This window comes from Gilliamella sp. B2923 (assembly GCF_026536565.1).
In the GTDB taxonomy this organism is placed as follows: Bacteria; Pseudomonadota; Gammaproteobacteria; order Enterobacterales; family Orbaceae; genus Gilliamella.
On sequence record NZ_JAFNNZ010000001.1, the window covers coordinates 493,240 to 513,092 of the forward strand.

Here is a 19,853-nt window from a genome sequence, read left to right on the forward strand (position 1 = left end):
AGAAAACTCTTTTAATTATCAGAATATTGTTCAAAATCACGGACAGGTTTAATCGTTGACCAAGAGCGGCATGCAGGGCATAACCAATAGATTGAATTGACAGTAAATCCACATTTTTGGCAACGATAATTAGGCACAGCTTTAATTTGTTCGCCAACCATGTTACGTAAAAGTAATAAACTTTCTTTCGCTTTACCTTGCTCAGCATCAGCGACATGATAATTCATCAGTCGGTAAAAACCTTTTAAATTGGGGTGTTTTAATAAAATTCGATACAGATAATATTGAGCAGCATCTAAGCCATTTTTCTGTTCGATAAGATCTGCAAGCATTAACTCTGCAATATTGCCGGAATCTTGTTCGACACAAACTTCTAAAAACTGTTGGAATTCATATAAATTATTAATATTTATATAACACTCTTTAAGTAAAGGTAAAGCTTCACCAATAAAGGCTTTATCTTGATATAAAATACGTTTAAATGATTCGATCGCTTGCTCAGTTTTATCTTGAACCATTAAAACCCGACCTAGCATTAATGACGTTCGTGCACAGTTGGCATCGGCTAAAGCCGATTTTTGTAATAAATTATAGGCTCGATCGAGATCATCATTGGCTATCGCTAATGAAGCTAATTCACAATAAAACTGCGCAATATAGGTTTTATATTGGGTATAACCTAATTTAACTAGTTTAGTTGCGGCGTTGATAGCATTAATCCATTCACTGGTAGCTTGATAGATGATTATCAGTTGCTGTAAGGCATTTTGCTGAAAATCTTCTTCTTCAACCAGCTGCAAAAACATCTCTTCTGCTCGATCATAAAGCCCGGCAACCATATAATCACGCCCTAATTGCTGAATGGCTAATAATCGTTGATCAAATGATAGCGATGAACTTTCCATTAATGCTTGGTGTATTCGTATAGCTCGATCAACTTCGCCTCTGGAACGAAATAAATTACCTAAAGTAAGATGCGCTTCAAGCGTACCGTCATCTTCTTTTAACATATCGAGGAAGAGATCAACGGCTTTATCTTTCTGATTAGACAAAAGGAAATTAAGACCATCGACATATTCGCGCGATAATCGGTTAGATTGGTTTAAAAATTTTTGCTTTGCATTTCTATCTCCCATATACCAACCATAAGCGGCGGCAATCGGTAGTAATAGAAATAACAGTTCAAACATAATCGTTTATTCTAATTGATTTTAGTTAAGTTCGTTTGTTGCAAATTTGACATCTGTTCGTCATATTTCTTCTGTAAATTTATCAGTTTTCGATTCGTTGCCATATGTTTTATCTTATATTTTATAAGAAAATAGCCGGTTAATATCCAACCAACAATAAATCCAGAACCGAATACAATGGCGAGTAAAACAGAAAGTCGCATTTCTGATTTTGCAATAAGGTAGTTAAATGACACAACTTGATCATTGGCAGAACCAATAGCAATAGATAAGGCGAAAATAACAATTATCAAGATAATTGATATGATAAATTTCATAATGTTGACCTTTGTTTATATTTATTTTTACTTAAACGTCTATAGAATCTGAAACTTCTTTACAAAATTAATAATTTCTAAATTATCTATCTAATATATGCCATTTTCTAGCATAAAAACAGCAGATTAATGAAATTAACCAAGCAAGTAGTAATCCACAGATCAAATCAATTGGGCAATGCATCCCTAACAATATTCGACTTAATTCAATGAGTAAAGCCCAAATACCCAGCAAAGAAACAATAATGTAATGGCGTCTAAAGCTAAGCAGACTAATGGCTAAAAATGCCCATGTCGCTGAAAATAACGTATGTCCGGAAGGAAAAGAGTAACCTGTTTCACTTTGCCAATGTTTTGCTAACCAGTTTGGTATGGGGTGTGAATTGGCTAATAAATTTTGGATAACTGCTTTTCTCTCTGATTTTGGTAATGAGTAAAATTGTTTATCATTCAGATTATATTCTTTACCCAGCCATAAGACATAAGGTCTGCTTTGTGCTGTTTGCGATTTTATGATTGTTTTAACTATCTGACCGCCTAACATAGCCATGACTAATAGTAACCACAATAGTATAACATTTTTTTTCGTTTTTCTTGGAATTAACAAGCAAAACATAACAAAGAGCATAATCGAAGTGATGATCGCCCACGGATAACTTGCAGTTTCAGTAATCCAAAAAAAATATTTGGAGGTATTATCTAATGACTCTGGTTGCCAATGCCAATTTGTGGCTATAATAGCAAAAGGAACTATTAAGAAAATAGTCAGTGCTGCTATTGTTTTTTTAATTACTAACCCCATTTAAGAACTCAACTAAGCATAAATTGCTATCTATTTTAGCATGGAAGGTAAGTTTTTTAAAAAATCTTATCTGTGTTTTATTTTATACGGAGACAATAATGCAATTAAAAAAGGTTGCCCAAGCTAAACTGCCAACACCATGGGGATGTTTTACGCTTATCGGATTTGAGGAAATTGCAACCGGAAAGGAACATGCAGCTTTAGTATTTGGTGATATTACCGACCAAACGCCAATCTTAACCCGAATTCACTCCGAGTGTTTAACGGGCGATGCCTTATTTAGTTTACGATGTGATTGTGGTTTTCAGTTAGAGGCTGCTTTAAAGCAAATAGCAAAACAAGAGCAAGGTATTTTAATCTATCATCGTCAGGAAGGACGTAATATCGGTTTACTCAACAAAATAAGAGCTTATGCGTTACAAGATCAAGGGCTTGATACTGTTGAAGCGAATGAGCAGTTAGGTTTTGCGGCTGATGAACGTGATTTTACGCTTTGTGCCGATATGTTAACTTTACTGGGGGTATCCCAGATTCGGCTATTAACAAATAATCCGCAAAAAATTAAAGTTCTTGAACAATCTGGCATTAAAATCACCGAGAGAGTTCCGTTAGAAGTGGGTGAAAATCCAAATAATGAACACTATTTAGAAACCAAAGCCAATAAAATGGGGCATTTGCTTCATCTACATCATTGTAATCATTAAATTCTGACCAGTGTGATTAATCACAATTCAATGTAAATTTAAGGTCAAAATGTTTTTAAAATGATATACCTCAAAAGTGTTTTAAAACAATTTTGAGGTTATTATTATCCAACGTGATTAGGGAAACCCAAACGACTTTGCAAACTAGCAAACTTAATTAACCAGGAAATCAACGAAGGAATTGACTGAGTTAATCATTGTCGCAACGTAACTGACCACCATTAGCCCATTGATCTTTTGACAACTCATGAATAATGATTTGTACCGCTTCGGGTTTACAATTTAACGTTTCAGCAATAGCTGCGGTTACTCGTTTTACCATTTCTCTTTTTTGTTCAATTGTACGACCTTCTAAAAAGTCTATCACGACATTTGGCATTGTTTTCTCCTACTGATTAAACGATGCAAGTTGTGCATCAGATAATGCGATTTCTTGATTGTGACAAATGCCAATACCAGATTGAATAATCTGTTCTGCTATCGCTTTGGCTTCATCTAGTGAATGCATTTTATAAGTACCACACTGAAATTCATTAAGCTCGGGGATCTGCGCTTGCGATGCAACGTTTAACACATCATGCATCGATTTTAACCATGCATCGACTACTAACGATTCATCAGGTTGGCCAATCAAGCTCATGTAAAATCCTGTACGGCATCCCATTGGTGAAATATCGATAATTTCAACTTTGTCACTATTTAGATGATCTCGCATAAAACCAGCAAATAGATGTTCAAGAGTATGGATGCCTTTTTCAGGTAATAGCGCTTTGTTTGGAACAGTAAAGCGAAGATCAAATACGGTAATGTTGTCACCTTTAGACGTTACCATAACTTTAGCAACACGTACAAAAGGTGCTTTCATTTTAGTATGATCGACTTTAAAACTATCTAATAAAGGCATATTTTTCTCCTTGAGTTACTTTGTTTAGCTATTTTGATTCAATAGCTAAAGATATTCCAGCTTATTTTATCTTGATTCATTCAATAAATTTAACATTTCTTGTTCGTCAATAACTTTAACGCCTAGCGCTTGTGCTTTTTCTAATTTAGAACCTGCTGCCTCACCGGCGATAACCAAATCGGTATTTTTTGATACGCTACCAGTGACTTTTGCCCCAAGTTGTTTCAATTTGTCTTTCGCTTCATCACGTGTTAATACCGATAAGGTACCGGTTAACACAACCGTTTTGCCGGAAAATGGTGAATCGGTGGTTACGGTTTGAGCTTGTGGGTTAACATCTTGCCAATGAATACCAATCTCATCACTGGTTAATTGCTCAATGACGTTGCGGTTATGAGGTTCTTGAAAAAAGTCGATAATACTTTCCGCGATAATCGCTCCAACATCGTTGACTGTTTGTAGTTGTTCCAGCGAAGCATCTTCAATCGCTTTTAAGTTACCCAGCTGATTGACTAAATTTTCAGCCGTCACTTCCCCAACATTTGGAATACCAAGCGCAAAAATAAATCGGCTTAACGTTGTGGCTTTTGATACATCTAAGGCATTTAATAAATTTTTGGCAGATTTTTCCCCAACTTTATCTAAGCTGCATAAGGTTGGGACATTGAGTTTATAAAGATCTACCGGTGTTTTAACATAATCTTTATCAACTAATTGTTCGATTAGTCTATCGCCCATACCATCTACATTCATAGCTCGACGGGAAACGAAATGTTTTAAGGCTTCTTTGCGTTGTGCCGGGCAAATTAATCCACCAGCACATCGTGAAACGGCTTGTCCTTCATCCCGCACAATTAATGAGCCACAGATAGGGCAGTGGGTTGGAAACACAATCGCTTTGGTATCATTCGGTCTACGGTCTTTAACCACAGCAACTATTTTAGGTATGACATCACCTGCACGGCGAACGGTAACATAGTCACCTTCACGGACGCCTAATCGCTCAATTTCATCACTATTATGTAGTGTAGCATTACTGACAATAACGCCAGCAACTGATACCGGTTCTAGCCTTGCAACCGGGGTGATTGCGCCAGTTCGCCCAACCTGAAAATCAACTTTATTCAGTCTGGTTACTTCTTCTTGAGCCGGAAACTTAAATGCTGTTGCCCAGCGTGGTGCTCGGGCAACAAAGCCAAGTTCTTCTTGTAATGCAATACTATTAACTTTAATAACAACGCCGTCAATATCAAAACCTAACGACATGCGTTGTTCGCCGATTTGGTTAAAATAGTCTAACGCCGCTTGTGCGCCTAGACGTTTTTCGACTTTATCGCTAACAGGCAGTCCCCATGCCTTTAATTGCATTAAACGTTGGTAATGGGTATCGGGTAACTGAGCGCCTTCAACAATCCCAACACCATAACAAAAAAAGGTTAATGGTCTTTTGGCTGTAATTTTGGGATCTAATTGTCTGAGTGAACCTGCGGCAGCATTACGAGGGTTTGCAAAGACTTTTTCATTACGTTTTTCTGCATCGTTATTGAGTTTAGCAAAGCCTTTATGTGTCATAAATACTTCACCTCGCACTTCCAAACGTGCAGGAATATTCTCACCAAGTAATACTAGCGGAATGGTTTTAATGGTTTTGACATTAGCCGTAATATCTTCGCCTGTAGTGCCATCACCACGAGTTGCAGCTTGTACAAATTGACCATTTTCATAGAGCAAACTGACCGCCAAGCCGTCAAGTTTAAGTTCACAGCAATACTCGACTTCATGATTATCATCAAGATGTAAGCGATCTTTGACTCTTTTGTTAAATGCGATAAAGCTTGCTTCGTCAAACACATTATCCAATGACAGCATCGGTAATTCATGTTTAATAGAGGCAAACTGCGATAACGGTGTGCCGCCTACTCGTTGAGTTGGTGAGTCAGCTGTAATTAAATCCGGGTGCAGCTGTTCTAAAGATTGTAATTGTTTAAATAATTTATCATATTCTACGTCAGGAATTTGAGGGTCATCGAGCACATAGTAACAGTATTCATGATGTCTGATCAGATTACGTAAAGATGTTAACTGTGCAACGACATCCTGTGTTGATCCAGATTGATTTGATGAATGTTCAGTTCTATTTGATTGTGACATGATTGTAGGCTCTTAAATTGAAACGCAGGTTTTAAGGATTATCATTTAATTTGTATTAATATCAATAATATTAGATACAATAACGATTTATTTTTAAAGGTTCTATAAAAGATTAATTAATAAGTTTCACTCCATGCACCAACATCAGTTGGTGGCATGGTAGTATTTTAGAATTGCTATTTTTTAAACGATTAACTTTCGTTACAGGCTTTTTTAATACGTTCTTTATAACTATCAATTTTCTGTGGTGTCATCATATGATGTTCATCATCTAATACCACGCCATTGACATCATCAGCGATACGTTGGGCTGTTTGTAGCATTAACTTGAAATTTTGTTGATTATTGCCGTGTGTTGGTGCAACCATAAAAATTGACACACCGGGTGTAGTAAATTCATGCATGGTTTCCGGATCTAAATAACCCGGGCTAACCATATTAGCTAAACTAAACAAGATAGGGCCATTACCTGCCGGGTCAAGGTGACGGTGGAATATTTTCATATCGCCAAATTGAAATCCTGATTGCATTATACTGGCAAGTAGGACATCGCCTTGTAATAATTGTCCTTTTAGACCTGTCACGTTTAATACAATAATCTCCATTGGATTTTCTTCGGTATAATCCACATTGAGTTTTTCTTGTTTATAGCTTTGTTCATTTGCCTTAGCCGTGTTTACTTCACTGCTAACACGCTGTTCAGCTTGCTTATTGATTTTTGGTTCAGTTACGGGTGAGTCTTCAAATATCTCTTCTTTAAAGTTTACTGTAGATTGAGATTGCTCGTCATCTTGTTCTTTATCTTCTTGAATATCATCAATAAATAAATCGACTTGCTGAGGTATATTTTCGATTTTTTCTTCTTTTGGCGTCTCTTCTTGAGCCGTTTCTTCAACCGTTTTATTTTTCGGATTAAGTAAAATCACATCATCTTCTTCATTATTGTAAATATCTTCGAGTGCTTGAGTATTTTGCGGGACTTTATCCTTTTGGTCCGATTTAAATAGGGAAGAACGTTCTTTTTTATTGATCCAAAATCCATGAATCAATAGAGCAATAATGACCAAGGACGCAACAACAATTAGAACAATACGTAAATTATCCATAATACCCATCTCAGATTTAAATTAAATATAGACTCAAATTATTCAATAATGTTATTGAATAAAACTGATTTCAGAGTTTAACAATGTTAAATTTTTTACTTTTTATTAGTAAGCTATATTCGTACAAACTATAGCAGCTATAGTTATTAGTATAACATTTTATTTAAAATACTTTAATAGCACGAAAAATCAATAAATATATTACTTTATTTCTAGAAATAATGATAATAGATAAAATAATTTTTTTATTCCTTGTTTTTCTGATGCTGATTTTTAGAACTCTGTGCTATTAACTTGTAAAGATACTTACAATCTATGCATATTTTTTGTAAAATCCTCGGCTACTTTTAAATAAGATTTATTGTTATTAAAAAAATAATTATTAAGTTTACTGAGGTCATTTTTATATGAGATTTAACAAACTATTATTAACCGTACCAGTTGCAATAACTAGTCTGTTTCTACTAACCAGTTGTGATAATGGTAAATCGCAGGGCGGTAATAATCAAATTCCAAAGGTAACCGTTTTTAAAGTGGAACCGCTAAACTACACCTTAAAAATAAATTTACCAGGACGCGTTGTTGCATCTCAAATCGCTGAAATTCGACCTCAAGTCAGTGGGATTGTATTAAAACGTGAGTTTGATGAAAGTTCTAATGTGAAAGCCGGACAGTCGCTTTATCAAATCGATCCTGCCATTTATCAAGCCAATTATGATAGCGCAGTTGCAAACGTTGCCAGCGCAAAAGCTAATGCCAAAATTGCTCAACTTACTTTAAAGCGTTATGCAGGTCTATTGACCAGTAAGTCAATCAGTCAGCAAGAATACGATAAAGCAAATGCTGATGCTCAACAAGCAGAAGCAAGTGTATTGGTCGCACAAGCTGCTGAGCATGCTGCTAAAGTGAACTTAGATTATACTAAAGTTTACTCGCCAATTGATGGTTATATCGGCCGTTCAAGTGTCACTGAGGGGGCTTTAGTTTCTGCGGGACAATCAGCGCCGTTAGCTTTAGTTCAGCAACTTGACCCAATTTATGTTGATATGACAGAAGCGGCGACTCGTTATAACAAATATCTTCAAGACCAAAACGTGATCTATGAACCGGCTAAAGGCAATAATGTTGAACTATTTTTTAATGACGGTTCTAAATATGCAGAGCCAGGAAGCATTAAATTTTCAGACATGACGGTTAATGAAACTACTGGTACCGTAACGTTACGTTCTCAATTCCCTAACCGTGAAGGCAAAATCTTACCGGGCATGTTTGTTAAACCACAAATGACGCTAGGGTATATACGAAATGCAGTACTGGTACCGCAACAAGGTATTACCAGTAACGCTAAAGGTCAGTACACAGCTAAAATCTTAAAACCAGATTATACAATTGAATACCGTCAAGGTATTAAAGTTTACACCGGTATCGGCGGATACTGGATCGTGACCGAAGGAATTAATATTGGTGAACAAGTCATTACAACCGGATTATTAAATTTAACCGCAGTTGAATCTGGTAAACCAATGCAAGGTTTGGTTGTTGGTACGCCGGCTACACTCACTCAAGAACAGTTAGATAATATCATCGAAAACAGCGTGAAATAAAACAGGGGTAGATTTAATTATGGCTAAGTTTTTTATTGATAGACCTGTTTTTGCATGGGTAATTGCTATCATGATGATGCTCGGCGGCGCTTTATGTATAAAGCTGTTAGCTGTTGAACAATATCCCGATATCGCACCACCAGCTGTTACTGTCTCTGCTGCATATCCGGGCGCTGATGCTCAAACAATTGAAAATACCGTTACTCAGTTAATTGAACAGAATTTAACGGGATTAGATAATTTAATTTATATGAAATCAACCAGTAGTGCTCAAGGGGTTGTGCAAACTACCCTTACTTTTGCGCCTGGTACTAGCCCTGACTTTGCGCAGGTGCAAGTGTTAAATAAAGTTGAAAGTATTAAATCACGGCTACCTGAAAGTGTGCAGAAAAATGGTGTGTCAGTTGCTAAAAATAATACTAACTTTCTAAAAGTTATCGGTTTTTATTCAACCAACCCACAAAAAACACAAGCAGATATCGCAGACTTTGTTTATTCAACCGTACAAGATCCTATACGACGGGTACAAGGTGTAGGTGATACTCAGTTATTTGGCTCTGAATATGCGATGCGTATTTGGCTTGATCCGAATAAATTGACCTATTTTAATTTATCAATTGAAGAAATCACTGCGGCTATTCAAGCGCAAAATGCGCAAGTAACAGCAGGTCAGCTAGGTGCTTTACCGGCAACTGATGGTCAAGAACTTAATGCTACTATCACAGCTCAATCACGGTTAAAAACACCTGAACAGTTCCAAAATATTCTTGTTCGTGTTAATACTGATGGCTCGAATGTGTTGTTAAAAGATGTGGCAAAAGTTGAAATCGGTGCTGCTGATTATAATTTTATTTCTCGTTATGACGGTAAACCGTCTGCTGGTTTAGGTATCTATTTAGCAACAGGTGCGAACCAATTAGATACTTCTGAACAAGTTGATAAGAAAATTGAAGAATTATCGAAAATCTTCCCTGAAGATATTAAATTTGCTTATCCGTACGATACAACACCTTTTGTTAAGTTATCTATCAGTAACGTAATCCATACATTAATCGAAGCAATAGTTCTCGTTGTTATTGTAATGTATGTATTTTTGCAAAACCTTCGCTCAACGCTGATACCGACAATTACTGTACCGGTTGTGTTGTTAGGTACTTTTGCCATCTTGTATATTTGTGGATTTACCATAAATACTTTATCCATGTTCGCCATGGTGTTGGCAATCGGTCTATTGGTCGATGATGCTATCGTCGTTATCGAAAACGTTGAACGTATTATGCATGATGAGGGACTTTCTCCTTATGCAGCAACGGTTAAATCAATGGAACAGATTACGTCTGCTTTAGTCGGGATAGCGGTCGTATTATCTGCGGTATTTGTGCCAATGGCATTTTATGGTGGTGCTGCTGGGGGAATTTACCGTCAGTTCTCAATTACCATTGTAACGTCAATGTCGTTATCTGTTTTAATGGCAATTGTGTTAACGCCAGCGCTTTGTGCTCAAATCTTAAAAGCGCCAAATAAAAGTAAGAATAAAAAAGCGACATTCGGTGAAAAATTATCAAATATCCCGCCATTTAGTTGGTGTGCACTTGCCACTAAATGGTTTTTTGAGCGTTTCAACCGAGTTTATAGTTTCAGCCTGCACTATTATGAAAAAGGCGTAATTAAATTCATTCGTTTCCCGCTGGTATCGTTTGTTTGTTATATTTTAATTATTGTAGGTTTATTCTTCGGATTTAATCGATTACCTACAGGATTTTTACCTAACGAAGACCAAGGTGTATTGATTGTCATGGTTGAATTACCACCAGGGTCAACATTAGAACAGACAATGGGCGTTTTGAATAAAACATCTAAATTCTATATGGAACAAAAAGCCGATTCAGTGAAAGAAATCTTTACCGTTGCGGGCTTTAGTATGGTTGGTCGTGGCCAAAATATGGGACTCGGATTTGTTCGATTAAAAGACTGGGATGAGCGTAAACGTCCGGATCAAAAAGTTGATGCATTAGTTGGAAGTGGTTGGCAATTTGCCTCTACCATTACTGAGGGACGTGTAATTGTAGCAAATCTACCTGCGGTACCGTCTTTAGGTATGGCAAATGGTTTTTCTTATATGCTAAAAGATTCAGCTGGACTAGGTCATGATGCTTTAATGGGAGCTTTTTACCAAATATTAGGGCAAGCGTCTCATAATCCTCAACTACAGCAAGTCCGTCCGGGCAGTATGTTAGATGTGCCACAATACAAAATTAACGTTGATTTTGAAACAGCGCAGGCGCTTGGTGTTTCAGTAGGTAGTGTTAATACCGTATTATCAACGGCTTTAGGTTCAGCTTATATCGATGACTTTGTTTATAACAACCGAGTTAAAAAAGTCTACTTACAATCAGATGCGCCTTATCGTATGTTGCCGGACGACTTTAGTTATTGGCATGTTAAAAATCAAAAAGGTGAAATGGTTCCTTATGATGCATTTGCAACAACCTCGAAAAGCTATGGTTCACCTTCATTAGTTCGCTATGACGGTGTGGCAGCAATGGGCATCAGTGGATCAGCAGCGCCGGGCTTAAGTTCTGGTCAAGCAATGGCAATTATGGAAGAGTTATCTCAACAGTTACCAAAAGGCTTCTCTTTCGACTGGACTGATATCTCTTATCAAGAGCGTCAAACCGGTTCACAAACCACGACTCTTTACATTATTTCTATTATTGTGGTGTTCTTGTCATTAGCCGCATTATATGAAAGTTGGACAGTACCAATCTCAATATTATTTGTTATACCATTAGGTATTTTAGGTACAGTATTTGCAACGATGTTTAGAGGGCTTGATAATGATATTTACTTCATCGTTGGTCTATTAACAACCATGGGGTTATCGGCTAAAAATGCAATATTGATCGTAGAATTTGCTAAAGATGCATTAGAAAAAGAAGGGAAATCGCTTATCGATGCAACTCTTGAAGCATGTCGGTTACGTTTGCGACCAATTTTAATGACTTCTTTCGCCTTTATTTTAGGTGTATTACCATTAGCATTGAACACCGGAGCCGGTTCGGCAAGCCAAAATGCGGTTGGTACCGGGGTAATTGGTGGTATGTTAACGGCAACATTCTTAGCAATATTCTATGTTCCGTTATTCTTCTTGTTTATTACCAAACTATTTACTAAACATAAAAATAAGGTGGTATTACCAAGTAACCTATCAAAATCAGCAGATAAAAGTAATTAATCAATAAATGCATTCCCAGCTTAAAGTAGGGAGTGCATTTAACAAGTTAATTGTGATTTTATTTTTATTAATCTAATTGCAAAGCACCAATAATATTGGTGCTTTTTTTATTTCATTTTTGTAGTAATCAAATAAATTGAAAAAAAGTTATAGCCATAAAATCTAAGTTCAACAAATTGTATGCGTAAATGGTAGAGTATGTAAAATAAGCGTTGATTTGAATAACAAGAAAAAGATCTAGTATTGTTGTGATGAGATAAATTGAAAATCACCAGTGTTAAATGATATATAATCGGGCATTACTTGAGTGATTTTATTAAGTGTTGTCCCATATGCGCATGAGTGATGGCTATTGCTAAAGCATCGGCCGCATCTGCTTGCGGGCTAGCGGGTAGTTTTAGTAATAATTTGACCATATGTTGTACTTGCTTTTTATCGGCAGCGCCGGTGCCAACCACACTTTGTTTGACTAAACGAGCCGCATATTCAAAAACCGGTAAATCATGATTTACCGCAGCGACAATCGCTGAGCCTCTTGCTTGTCCTAACTTTAAAGCCGAGTCTGCATTGCGAGCCATAAAAACTTGCTCGATTGCAAACATATCCGGTTGGAATTGAAGGATAATTTCGCTTACACCCGCATAAACGCGTTTTAAGCGAGTAGGTAAGTCATCGACAGCAGTACGAATACAGCCACTGCCAAGATAAGTTAATTGTCGTCCCGTTTGACGGATTACACCGTAACCGGTCAAACGAGAGCCGGGATCGATGCCAAGAATAATGGCCATTAGAGCGTAGCTGCAACCTCGTCAGATACTTCACCATTATGATACACTTCTTGAACATCATCACAATCTTCAAGCATATCAATTAAGCGAAGTAATTTAGGCGCAGAGTCGACATCAAGATCTACTTTAGTCGCTGGAATCATTGATACTTCTGCCGATTCAGCTACTAATCCTGCTGCATCTAACGCATCTTTTACTTCACCAAAAGATTCAGGTGTTGTAAATACATCAATTGCACCATCATCATAAGTTACAACATCATCAGCACCAGCTTCAAGCGCTGCGTCCATAACTTGATCTTCATCAGTACCACTAGGATAAGAAATTACCCCTTTTTTAGTAAATAGATAAGATACTGAACCGTCAGTTCCAAGATTGCCGCCTGTTTTAGTAAATGCATGACGCACTTCTGATACCGTGCGGTTACGGTTGTCACTTAAACATTCAACCATAACAGCTGTACCCGCTGGACCATAACCTTCATAAATAATGGTTTCCATGTTGGTGTCATCTTCACCACCTACACCACGAGCAACAGCACGATTCATCGTGTCACGTGTCATATTATTTGAAAGTGCTTTGTCCATTGCGGCACGTAAGCGAGGGTTAGACGCTGGATCGCCACCACCGATTTTGGCTGCGGTTACAAGTTCACGAATAATTTTTGTAAAGATTTTACCGCGCTTAGCATCTTGTGCCGCTTTGCGGTGTTTGGTATTGGCCCATTTACTATGACCTGCCATAAAATTCTCCAGATTAAAATATTTAAAAATCGCTACATTTTAACAAACTTTTGTCTAAAATTCATTATCATTATGTTCATTCCTTTTTAACAGTCAAACATAGGACTATTTTTAATCAAAATTTAATTAAAAACGCGATATTTTAGTGGGATAACAATTAAATAGCCGACGCTAATTATTAGTTTACCCTCATAACTAAACCTATTTTATCGTGTTTATTCATGATTTTTTCTATAACTGAATCCATTCAGATTGATCCAGATCACAAGTTTGAATTTTTTACTATTGCCATAAACAATTTTTACAAGGATGATGTGTTATCGAAACGTTTCGATAGCAACTAAACGGATTATTTAAAGGATTATATTATGCATAAAGGGCAATTATTTAACTCAGAAATTGTTCAGGCTCTTTCCAAAATGGGGCATACCGATCAAATAGCCATTGGTGATGCGGGTTTACCCATTCCTAACGCAGTTCAACGAATTGATTTAGCATTGACCTATGGTATACCAACGTTTATGCAAGTTTTCGAATCATTATCAAAAGAGATGCAAATTGAAAAAGTCATTTTGGCGCAGGAAGTTATTGCCCAAAACCCAACTATTCATAACAAAATATTAAAGCAACTAAAAAAGATCAAACAGAGTCAAGAAAGCAGTGTTGAGATCGTTTATGTCTCACATGAAGAGCTAAAACAACAAACTCATCATTGTAAAGCGGTTATTAGAACAGGTGAATGCACCCCCTACGCTAATATAGTTTTACAATCAGGTGTAATTTTTTAATTTTAAATATTCAAACATTGATGAGTGCGTTATGAACGACAACCTATTAGAGCTTACCAATATTCATAAATCTTTTCCTGGCGTTAAAGCATTATCCGGGGCGAGCTTAACTGTTAAAGCCGGTCAGGTTATGGCTTTGATTGGTGAAAATGGTGCGGGTAAGTCAACACTGATGAAAGTGTTAACAGGAATATATAAAAAAGATGCTGGCGACATTATCTATTTAGGAAAAGCAACTAATTTTAATGGACCAAAATCGTCACAAGAAGCCGGAATCGGTATTATTCATCAAGAACTCAACTTAATACCGGAACTCACCATTGCTGAGAATATATTTCTAGGGCGAGAATTTACCAATAAATTTGGTTGTATTGACTGGAACAAAACCTACGCCCAAGCCGATAAATTATTAGCGGAGCTACATCTAAAATATGATAGTCGACGTTTGATAAGTGATTTATCTATTGGTGAACAACAAATGGTTGAAATAGCCAAAGTGCTAAGCTTCAATTCTAAAGTTATTATCATGGATGAACCGACTGATGCCTTAACGGATACTGAAACGGCATCGCTATTTGAAGTCATCAGAAAATTAAAACAGCAAAATTGCGGTGTAGTCTATATTTCGCATCGGCTACAAGAGATTTTTGAAATTTGTGATGCAGTAACGGTGTTACGTGACGGCCAATTTATTGGCGAAAAAAAGGTGAGTGAATTAACTGAAGATACCTTAATTGAGATGATGGTTGGGCGAAAACTTCACGATCAGTATCCTCGAATCGATATTCAACGTGGAAAAGAGACATTATCCGTTAAAAACTTAATCGGTAATGGTGTAAATGATGTCAGTTTTTCGCTGCATGAAGGTGAAATACTCGGTATTTCCGGACTTATGGGCGCCGGGCGAACAGAGTTAATGAAAATGATTTATGGCGCTAATCCGGCAAAATCGGGAACGATTGTTTTAAATGGTAAAACAATTAAGACTCAAACACCTAAAGACGGATTAAATTATGGGATTGTCTATATCTCAGAAGATCGTAAAAAAGATGGATTAATCTTAGGTATGTCGGTGAAGGACAATATGTCACTTAATGCTTTAAGCTATTTTGTTAACCCCTTTAAAAAACTGCGATTGATAGATGAACAACAAGCGGTAGATGATTTTGTTGGCTTATTTAACATCAAAACCCCGTCAACTAATCAAATCATTGGTTTTTTATCCGGCGGTAATCAGCAGAAAGTTGCCATTGCTAAAGGGCTAATGACCCGTCCAAGTATATTAATTCTCGATGAACCAACTCGTGGGGTAGATGTTGGCGCCAAAAAAGAGATATACCAACTGATTAACCAATTTAAACAACAAGGATTAAGTGTCATTTTGGTTTCATCTGATATGCCCGAAGTGCTCGGTATGAGCGATCGTATATTAGTAATCCACGAAGGAAAAGTAACAGGTGACTTTTCAATAAGTGATGCAACACAAGAAAAACTTATGGCAGCTGCCGTTGGAAAAAATATAGGAGAGAACTGATGCTGCAAAATAAAACGCTCAAGAATTTTTTAGTTGAGCAAAAGTCATTAATTACTTTACTAGTGCTAATTGCGATTGTGTCGTGTTTAAGTGATAACTTTTTTACTTTAAACAATTTTTTTAATATTTTACAACAGACATCAATCAACGCCATTATTGCAGTTGGAATGACATTAGTTATCTTAACCTCAGGTATTGATTTGGCGGTCGGGTCAATTTTTGCTTTAGCCGGCGCTTTAACCGCTTCGATGATTAGTTCGGATATTTCACCCTTTATAGCTATCTCAGCATCATTAATTATTAGTGCGCTATTAGGTGCTTTTTCTGGTGTGATTATTGCTAAAGGGAAATTACAAGCCTTTATTGCTACATTAGTCATGATGCTTATTTTACGTGGCGTAACACAGGTTTATACCAAAGGAAGCCCAATCTCTACCGGCACTAATGATAATTCAGAAATATTTGAATCTATTGCTTTTGGTCGCATTTTTGGTATTCCTGTGCCAATATTGATAATGGCATTAGTATTTATTGCGGCATGGTATTTACTCAAATATACCCGTTTAGGTCGTTACATATATGCATTGGGCGGCAATGAGGCGGCAACACGGTTATCTGGCATTAATGTTGATCGTGTGAAAATTATTGTCTATGCGCTTAGTGGATTATTGTGTGCTCTAGCCAGTACTATTGAAGTATCCAGACTCTCTTCGGCTCAGCCTACTGCTGGTACTGGTTATGAAATGGATGCTATTGCTGCTGTCGTACTTGGTGGGACAAGTATGTCAGGTGGACGAGGTAAAATTTTCGGTACATTAATTGGGGCACTCATATTAGGTTTCTTAAATAATGGACTAAATATGTTAGGCGTCGATGCTTACTATCAAATGATTGTAAAAGGCGTGGTTATTTTATTAGCGGTTTTGGTGGATAAAAAAACCAATAAGTAGTTGTGTTAAAAAGAAGTAAATTTTAGGAGAATGTGATGAGTTTAAGAAAGATTTTGGCGACCGTTGTCGGCGTGGCTATGAGCTTTAGTTTAGTTTCTCAAGTATGGGCTAAAGAAAATATAGCATTGATTGTTTCAACACTTAATAATCCGTTTTTTGTTACCTTAAAAGAGGGTGCCGTTCAAAAAGCGAATGAATTAGGTTATGATTTAGTCGTGTTAGATTCGCAAAATAATCCGGCAAAAGAGCTGGCAAATGTAGAAGATACCCTAGTTAAAGGCACCAAATTAATCTTAATCAATCCTACCGATTCTGAGGCGGTTGGTAATGCTGTTCTTGCTGCAAATAAAGCAGGAATACCCGTTATCACGCTTGATCGTACGGCAAGTAAAGGCGAAGTTGTTAGTCACATTGCGTCTGATAATGTCGCTGGTGGTAAAATGGCGGGTAATTTTATCTTTGAAAAGTTAGGCGCTAGTGCAAAAGTGATTCAACTACAAGGCATTGTAGGCACCTCAGCATCACGTGAAAGAGGGGAAGGATTCACTCAATCAATCCAAGAAAACAACCTGACTTTGTTAACAGCGCAACCGGCAGATTTTGATCGTGCTAAAGGGATGAATGTCATGCAAAATCTATTAACAGCTTATCCGAATGTTCAAGCGGTGTTTGCTGAAAATGATGAAATGGCTTTAGGAGCGATGCGTGCTATTCAAACCGCCGGAAGAAACGATATTTTAGTTGTTGGCTTTGACGGCACCGAAGACGGTATTAAGTCAGTTTCACGTGGCAAACTCGGTGCGACGGTGGCTCAACAGCCGAACGAGATAGGGGCTATGGGCATTGAAATTGCTGATAAAGTGATAAAAGGCGAAAAAGTAGCAACTCAAGTTCCGGTTGAACTCAGACTTGTTACTCATATAAATGATTAAAAGGCAAATTAATGTGTCCTTTGGTTATAGCATTAGGAAAATACGAATGAAGGGTAAAAAATTAATTGTTTTAGGTAGTGTTAACGTTGACCATATCTTAAATGTACCTGCATTTCCACAACCGGGTGAAACTTTATCCGGTTCAAACTACCAAATATCATTTGGTGGTAAAGGGGCGAATCAAGCGGTAGCAGCAGGGCGCTTGGGAGCAAACATTCAGTTTATTGCCGCGGTCGGTAATGACCAATTAGGTAAGCAGATTAAACAACAGTTACAAGAGGATAATATTGAGACTTGTTCGGTTTCAACTATTAATGGTGAAAATACCGGTGTTGCTTTAATATTAGTTAATCAACAAGGTGAAAACCAAATAGCGATTTATGCTGGTGCTAATTCTGCGGTAACGCCAGAATATTTACTTGAATTTAAAGATGATATCATTCATGCTGATGCGATTTTAATGCAACTTGAAACACCTTTAGCTACCATTAAACAAGCCGCTAAACTAGCTAAGGCGCATAATACGCAAGTGATTTTAAATCCGGCTCCGGCACAAAAATTATCTGATGATCTGCTTAAGCACATCGATATTATTACGCCAAATGAAACTGAAGCAGAACATTTAACCGGTATTAAAATTGTGACTGAGCAAGATGCTCATCATGCGGCCAATGTATTGCATGATAAGGGCGTTACTACCGTTATTATTACGTTAGGTAGCAAAGGGGCTTGGGTCAGTTCATCTGGTGTTGGTGAATTAGTCGCAGGCTTTAAGGTTGATGCAGTCGATACCATTGGTGCCGGCGACACATTTAATGGCATGCTTGTGACCGCACTTTTAGACGGCAAGTGTTTAAATGAAGCAGTTATATCTGCCCATGCTGCTGCGGCATTATCTGTCACTAAACCTGGAGCGCAAACATCCGTTCCAACCCGTAAGCAGGTAGATGAGTTTCTTCAATTACAAGGTAAATAACTGATGAGAATAAAAAATTGGCAACAATGAAAGATATCGCAAAACTTGCGAAAGTATCAACATCAACTGTCTCTCATGTTATCAATAACGATCGCTATGTAAGCCCGGCTGTTCGGGAAAAAGTTGAACAGGCTATCGCACAGTTAAATTATACGCCATGTGCGATAGCTCGCAGTTTGAAAAGCAATAAAACGTATACTATTGGTATGTTAGTGACCAGTAGTAATAACCCATTTTATTCCGAAGTAGTACAAGGTGTTGAACGAAGTTGCTATGAACTGGGTTACAACTTGATATTATGCCACACAGAGGGCGATCATCAACGTATGCTCGATAACATAGAACACTTACTGCAAAAGCGGGTTGATGGTCTATTGGCGATGTGTACGGAAACCCACTCAATTCCACAGCAGATATTTGCACGTTATCCGAAACTCGCTATGGTTATGATGGACTGGACGCCTTTTAGTGGTATTTGCGATACCATTCAAGACAACTCTTTTTATGGTGCAACTCTTGCTACCGAGTTTTTAATATCAAAGCAATATCAACGCATTGCTTGTATCACAGGTCCTTTGAATAATACCCAAGCTCAGTCACGGTTGCAAGGTTACCGAAAAGCGATGCACGACGCTAACTTAGCTGTATTGGCGGGGTATGAAGCTCAAGGGGATTTTCAGTTTGCTTCGGGCATTGTTGCGATGCAAAGCTTGTTAGATCTTGCTACTCGCCCACAGGCGGTATTTTGTTGTAATGATGCAATGGCAATCGGGGCTTATCAAACACTTTATCGTAATGGTCTGGTGGCGGGTAAAGATATTGCCATTATTGGTTATGATGATATTGAAATCGCCCAATACATGACACCGCCATTAACAACCATTCATCAACCTAAAGAAGAGCTTGGACAATTAGCGGTTGAAACCTTATTAAACCGGCTACATAACCCTACCGAACTTCCGCATAAACTGACATTGACGCCAACTTTAATCTTGCGTTCATCGGTTTGATGTTTATTTTCCAATATTGAGTCATAGAAGGATTAAGGCTCATAAATAATAAGTTAAAAAAAAGCGCCTTTTGATAGACGCTTTTAATTCATAGTTTAATTTCAATATGCTAAAAGTAT

18 protein-coding genes are annotated in these 19,853 nt (G+C 37.3%); 9 read left to right on the forward strand and 9 right to left on the reverse strand.

Annotated features, from left to right (window positions below; genetic code table 11):
- Positions 1-11: 11 nt before the first annotated feature.
- The 3 genes from lapB to pgpB all read right to left on the reverse strand — a co-directional run bounded on the left by lapB (position 12) and on the right by pgpB (position 2,309).
- The gene (gene lapB, locus J3U42_RS02155) at positions 12-1,190 is read right to left on the reverse strand and encodes a lipopolysaccharide assembly protein LapB (protein WP_220217772.1); all 1,179 of its coding nucleotides are present in this window, start codon (positions 1,188-1,190) and stop codon (positions 12-14) included.
- 11 nt (positions 1,191-1,201) lie between these two features.
- Complete coding sequence (locus J3U42_RS02160; protein ID WP_220217771.1) at positions 1,202-1,507, reverse strand: LapA family protein; 306 nt, start codon at positions 1,505-1,507, stop codon at positions 1,202-1,204.
- A gap of 82 nt (positions 1,508-1,589) precedes the next feature.
- Entirely contained in the window at positions 1,590-2,309 is a 720-nt protein-coding gene (pgpB, locus tag J3U42_RS02165; RefSeq protein ID WP_267335245.1) for a phosphatidylglycerophosphatase B, read from the reverse strand.
- Between the two features lie 98 nt (positions 2,310-2,407).
- Between pgpB and ribA the strand changes: the two genes are divergently transcribed.
- Positions 2,408-3,013 carry a GTP cyclohydrolase II gene (gene ribA, locus J3U42_RS02170; RefSeq protein WP_267335247.1) on the forward strand — a complete coding sequence of 202 codons (606 nt, stop codon included), beginning with the start codon at positions 2,408-2,410 and terminating at the stop codon, positions 3,011-3,013.
- A gap of 190 nt (positions 3,014-3,203) precedes the next feature.
- Here the strand turns inward: ribA and J3U42_RS02175 are convergent, their stop codons facing one another.
- The 4 genes from J3U42_RS02175 to zipA all read right to left on the reverse strand — a co-directional run bounded on the left by J3U42_RS02175 (position 3,204) and on the right by zipA (position 7,177).
- Positions 3,204-3,392, reverse strand: a complete 189-nt coding sequence (locus J3U42_RS02175; protein ID WP_220217768.1) for a 4-oxalocrotonate tautomerase — start codon at positions 3,390-3,392, stop codon at positions 3,204-3,206.
- 9 nt (positions 3,393-3,401) lie between these two features.
- A complete protein-coding gene (gene luxS, locus J3U42_RS02180; RefSeq protein WP_267335249.1) occupies positions 3,402-3,917 on the reverse strand; it encodes an S-ribosylhomocysteine lyase in 516 nt (171 codons plus the stop codon).
- 66 nt (positions 3,918-3,983) lie between these two features.
- On the reverse strand, positions 3,984-6,068 hold the full coding sequence (gene ligA, locus J3U42_RS02185; RefSeq protein ID WP_267335251.1) for an NAD-dependent DNA ligase LigA: 2,085 nt from the start codon (positions 6,066-6,068) through the stop codon (positions 3,984-3,986).
- A 191-nt stretch (positions 6,069-6,259) separates the two neighbouring features.
- A complete protein-coding gene (gene zipA / locus J3U42_RS02190; RefSeq protein WP_416380433.1) occupies positions 6,260-7,177 on the reverse strand; it encodes a cell division protein ZipA in 918 nt (305 codons plus the stop codon).
- 404 nt (positions 7,178-7,581) lie between these two features.
- On the opposite strand from zipA, the gene J3U42_RS02195 reads away from it, so the two are divergent.
- Positions 7,582-8,778 carry an efflux RND transporter periplasmic adaptor subunit gene (locus tag J3U42_RS02195; RefSeq protein WP_220217764.1) on the forward strand — a complete coding sequence of 399 codons (1,197 nt, stop codon included), beginning with the start codon at positions 7,582-7,584 and terminating at the stop codon, positions 8,776-8,778.
- A gap of 19 nt (positions 8,779-8,797) precedes the next feature.
- Complete coding sequence (locus J3U42_RS02200) at positions 8,798-12,013, forward strand: efflux RND transporter permease subunit (protein ID WP_267335254.1); 3,216 nt, start codon at positions 8,798-8,800, stop codon at positions 12,011-12,013.
- Positions 12,014-12,312: 299 nt separating this feature from the next.
- Here the strand turns inward: J3U42_RS02200 and ruvC are convergent, their stop codons facing one another.
- Both ruvC and J3U42_RS02210 read right to left on the reverse strand, forming a co-directional pair.
- Positions 12,313-12,801: a crossover junction endodeoxyribonuclease RuvC gene (ruvC, locus tag J3U42_RS02205; RefSeq protein WP_220217762.1), complete on the reverse strand. Its 489-nt coding sequence runs from the start codon at positions 12,799-12,801 to the stop codon at positions 12,313-12,315.
- Positions 12,801-13,544 carry a YebC/PmpR family DNA-binding transcriptional regulator gene (locus J3U42_RS02210; protein WP_220217761.1) on the reverse strand — a complete coding sequence of 248 codons (744 nt, stop codon included), beginning with the start codon at positions 13,542-13,544 and terminating at the stop codon, positions 12,801-12,803. The genes ruvC and J3U42_RS02210 overlap by 1 nt, the downstream gene beginning before the upstream one ends.
- A gap of 368 nt (positions 13,545-13,912) precedes the next feature.
- On the opposite strand from J3U42_RS02210, the gene rbsD reads away from it, so the two are divergent.
- The 6 genes from rbsD to rbsR are packed head-to-tail and all read left to right on the forward strand — an operon-like array spanning position 13,913 to position 19,734.
- Complete coding sequence (gene rbsD, locus J3U42_RS02215) at positions 13,913-14,332, forward strand: D-ribose pyranase (RefSeq protein ID WP_267335255.1); 420 nt, start codon at positions 13,913-13,915, stop codon at positions 14,330-14,332.
- Positions 14,333-14,363: 31 nt separating this feature from the next.
- Positions 14,364-15,866 carry a ribose ABC transporter ATP-binding protein RbsA gene (rbsA, locus tag J3U42_RS02220; protein ID WP_267335256.1) on the forward strand — a complete coding sequence of 501 codons (1,503 nt, stop codon included), beginning with the start codon at positions 14,364-14,366 and terminating at the stop codon, positions 15,864-15,866.
- A complete protein-coding gene (gene rbsC, locus J3U42_RS02225; RefSeq protein WP_220217758.1) occupies positions 15,866-16,816 on the forward strand; it encodes a ribose ABC transporter permease in 951 nt (316 codons plus the stop codon). Before rbsA ends, rbsC begins: the two co-directional genes overlap by 1 nt.
- A gap of 35 nt (positions 16,817-16,851) precedes the next feature.
- Positions 16,852-17,748 (forward strand): ribose ABC transporter substrate-binding protein RbsB, encoded by an 897-nt coding sequence (gene rbsB, locus J3U42_RS02230; protein ID WP_267335257.1) that lies wholly within the window; start codon positions 16,852-16,854, stop codon positions 17,746-17,748.
- A 46-nt stretch (positions 17,749-17,794) separates the two neighbouring features.
- A complete protein-coding gene (gene rbsK, locus J3U42_RS02235) occupies positions 17,795-18,724 on the forward strand; it encodes a ribokinase (RefSeq protein ID WP_267335259.1) in 930 nt (309 codons plus the stop codon).
- A 26-nt stretch (positions 18,725-18,750) separates the two neighbouring features.
- Positions 18,751-19,734: a ribose operon transcriptional repressor RbsR gene (rbsR, locus tag J3U42_RS02240; RefSeq protein ID WP_220217755.1), complete on the forward strand. Its 984-nt coding sequence runs from the start codon at positions 18,751-18,753 to the stop codon at positions 19,732-19,734.
- The last annotated feature ends 119 nt before the right edge of the window (positions 19,735-19,853 follow it).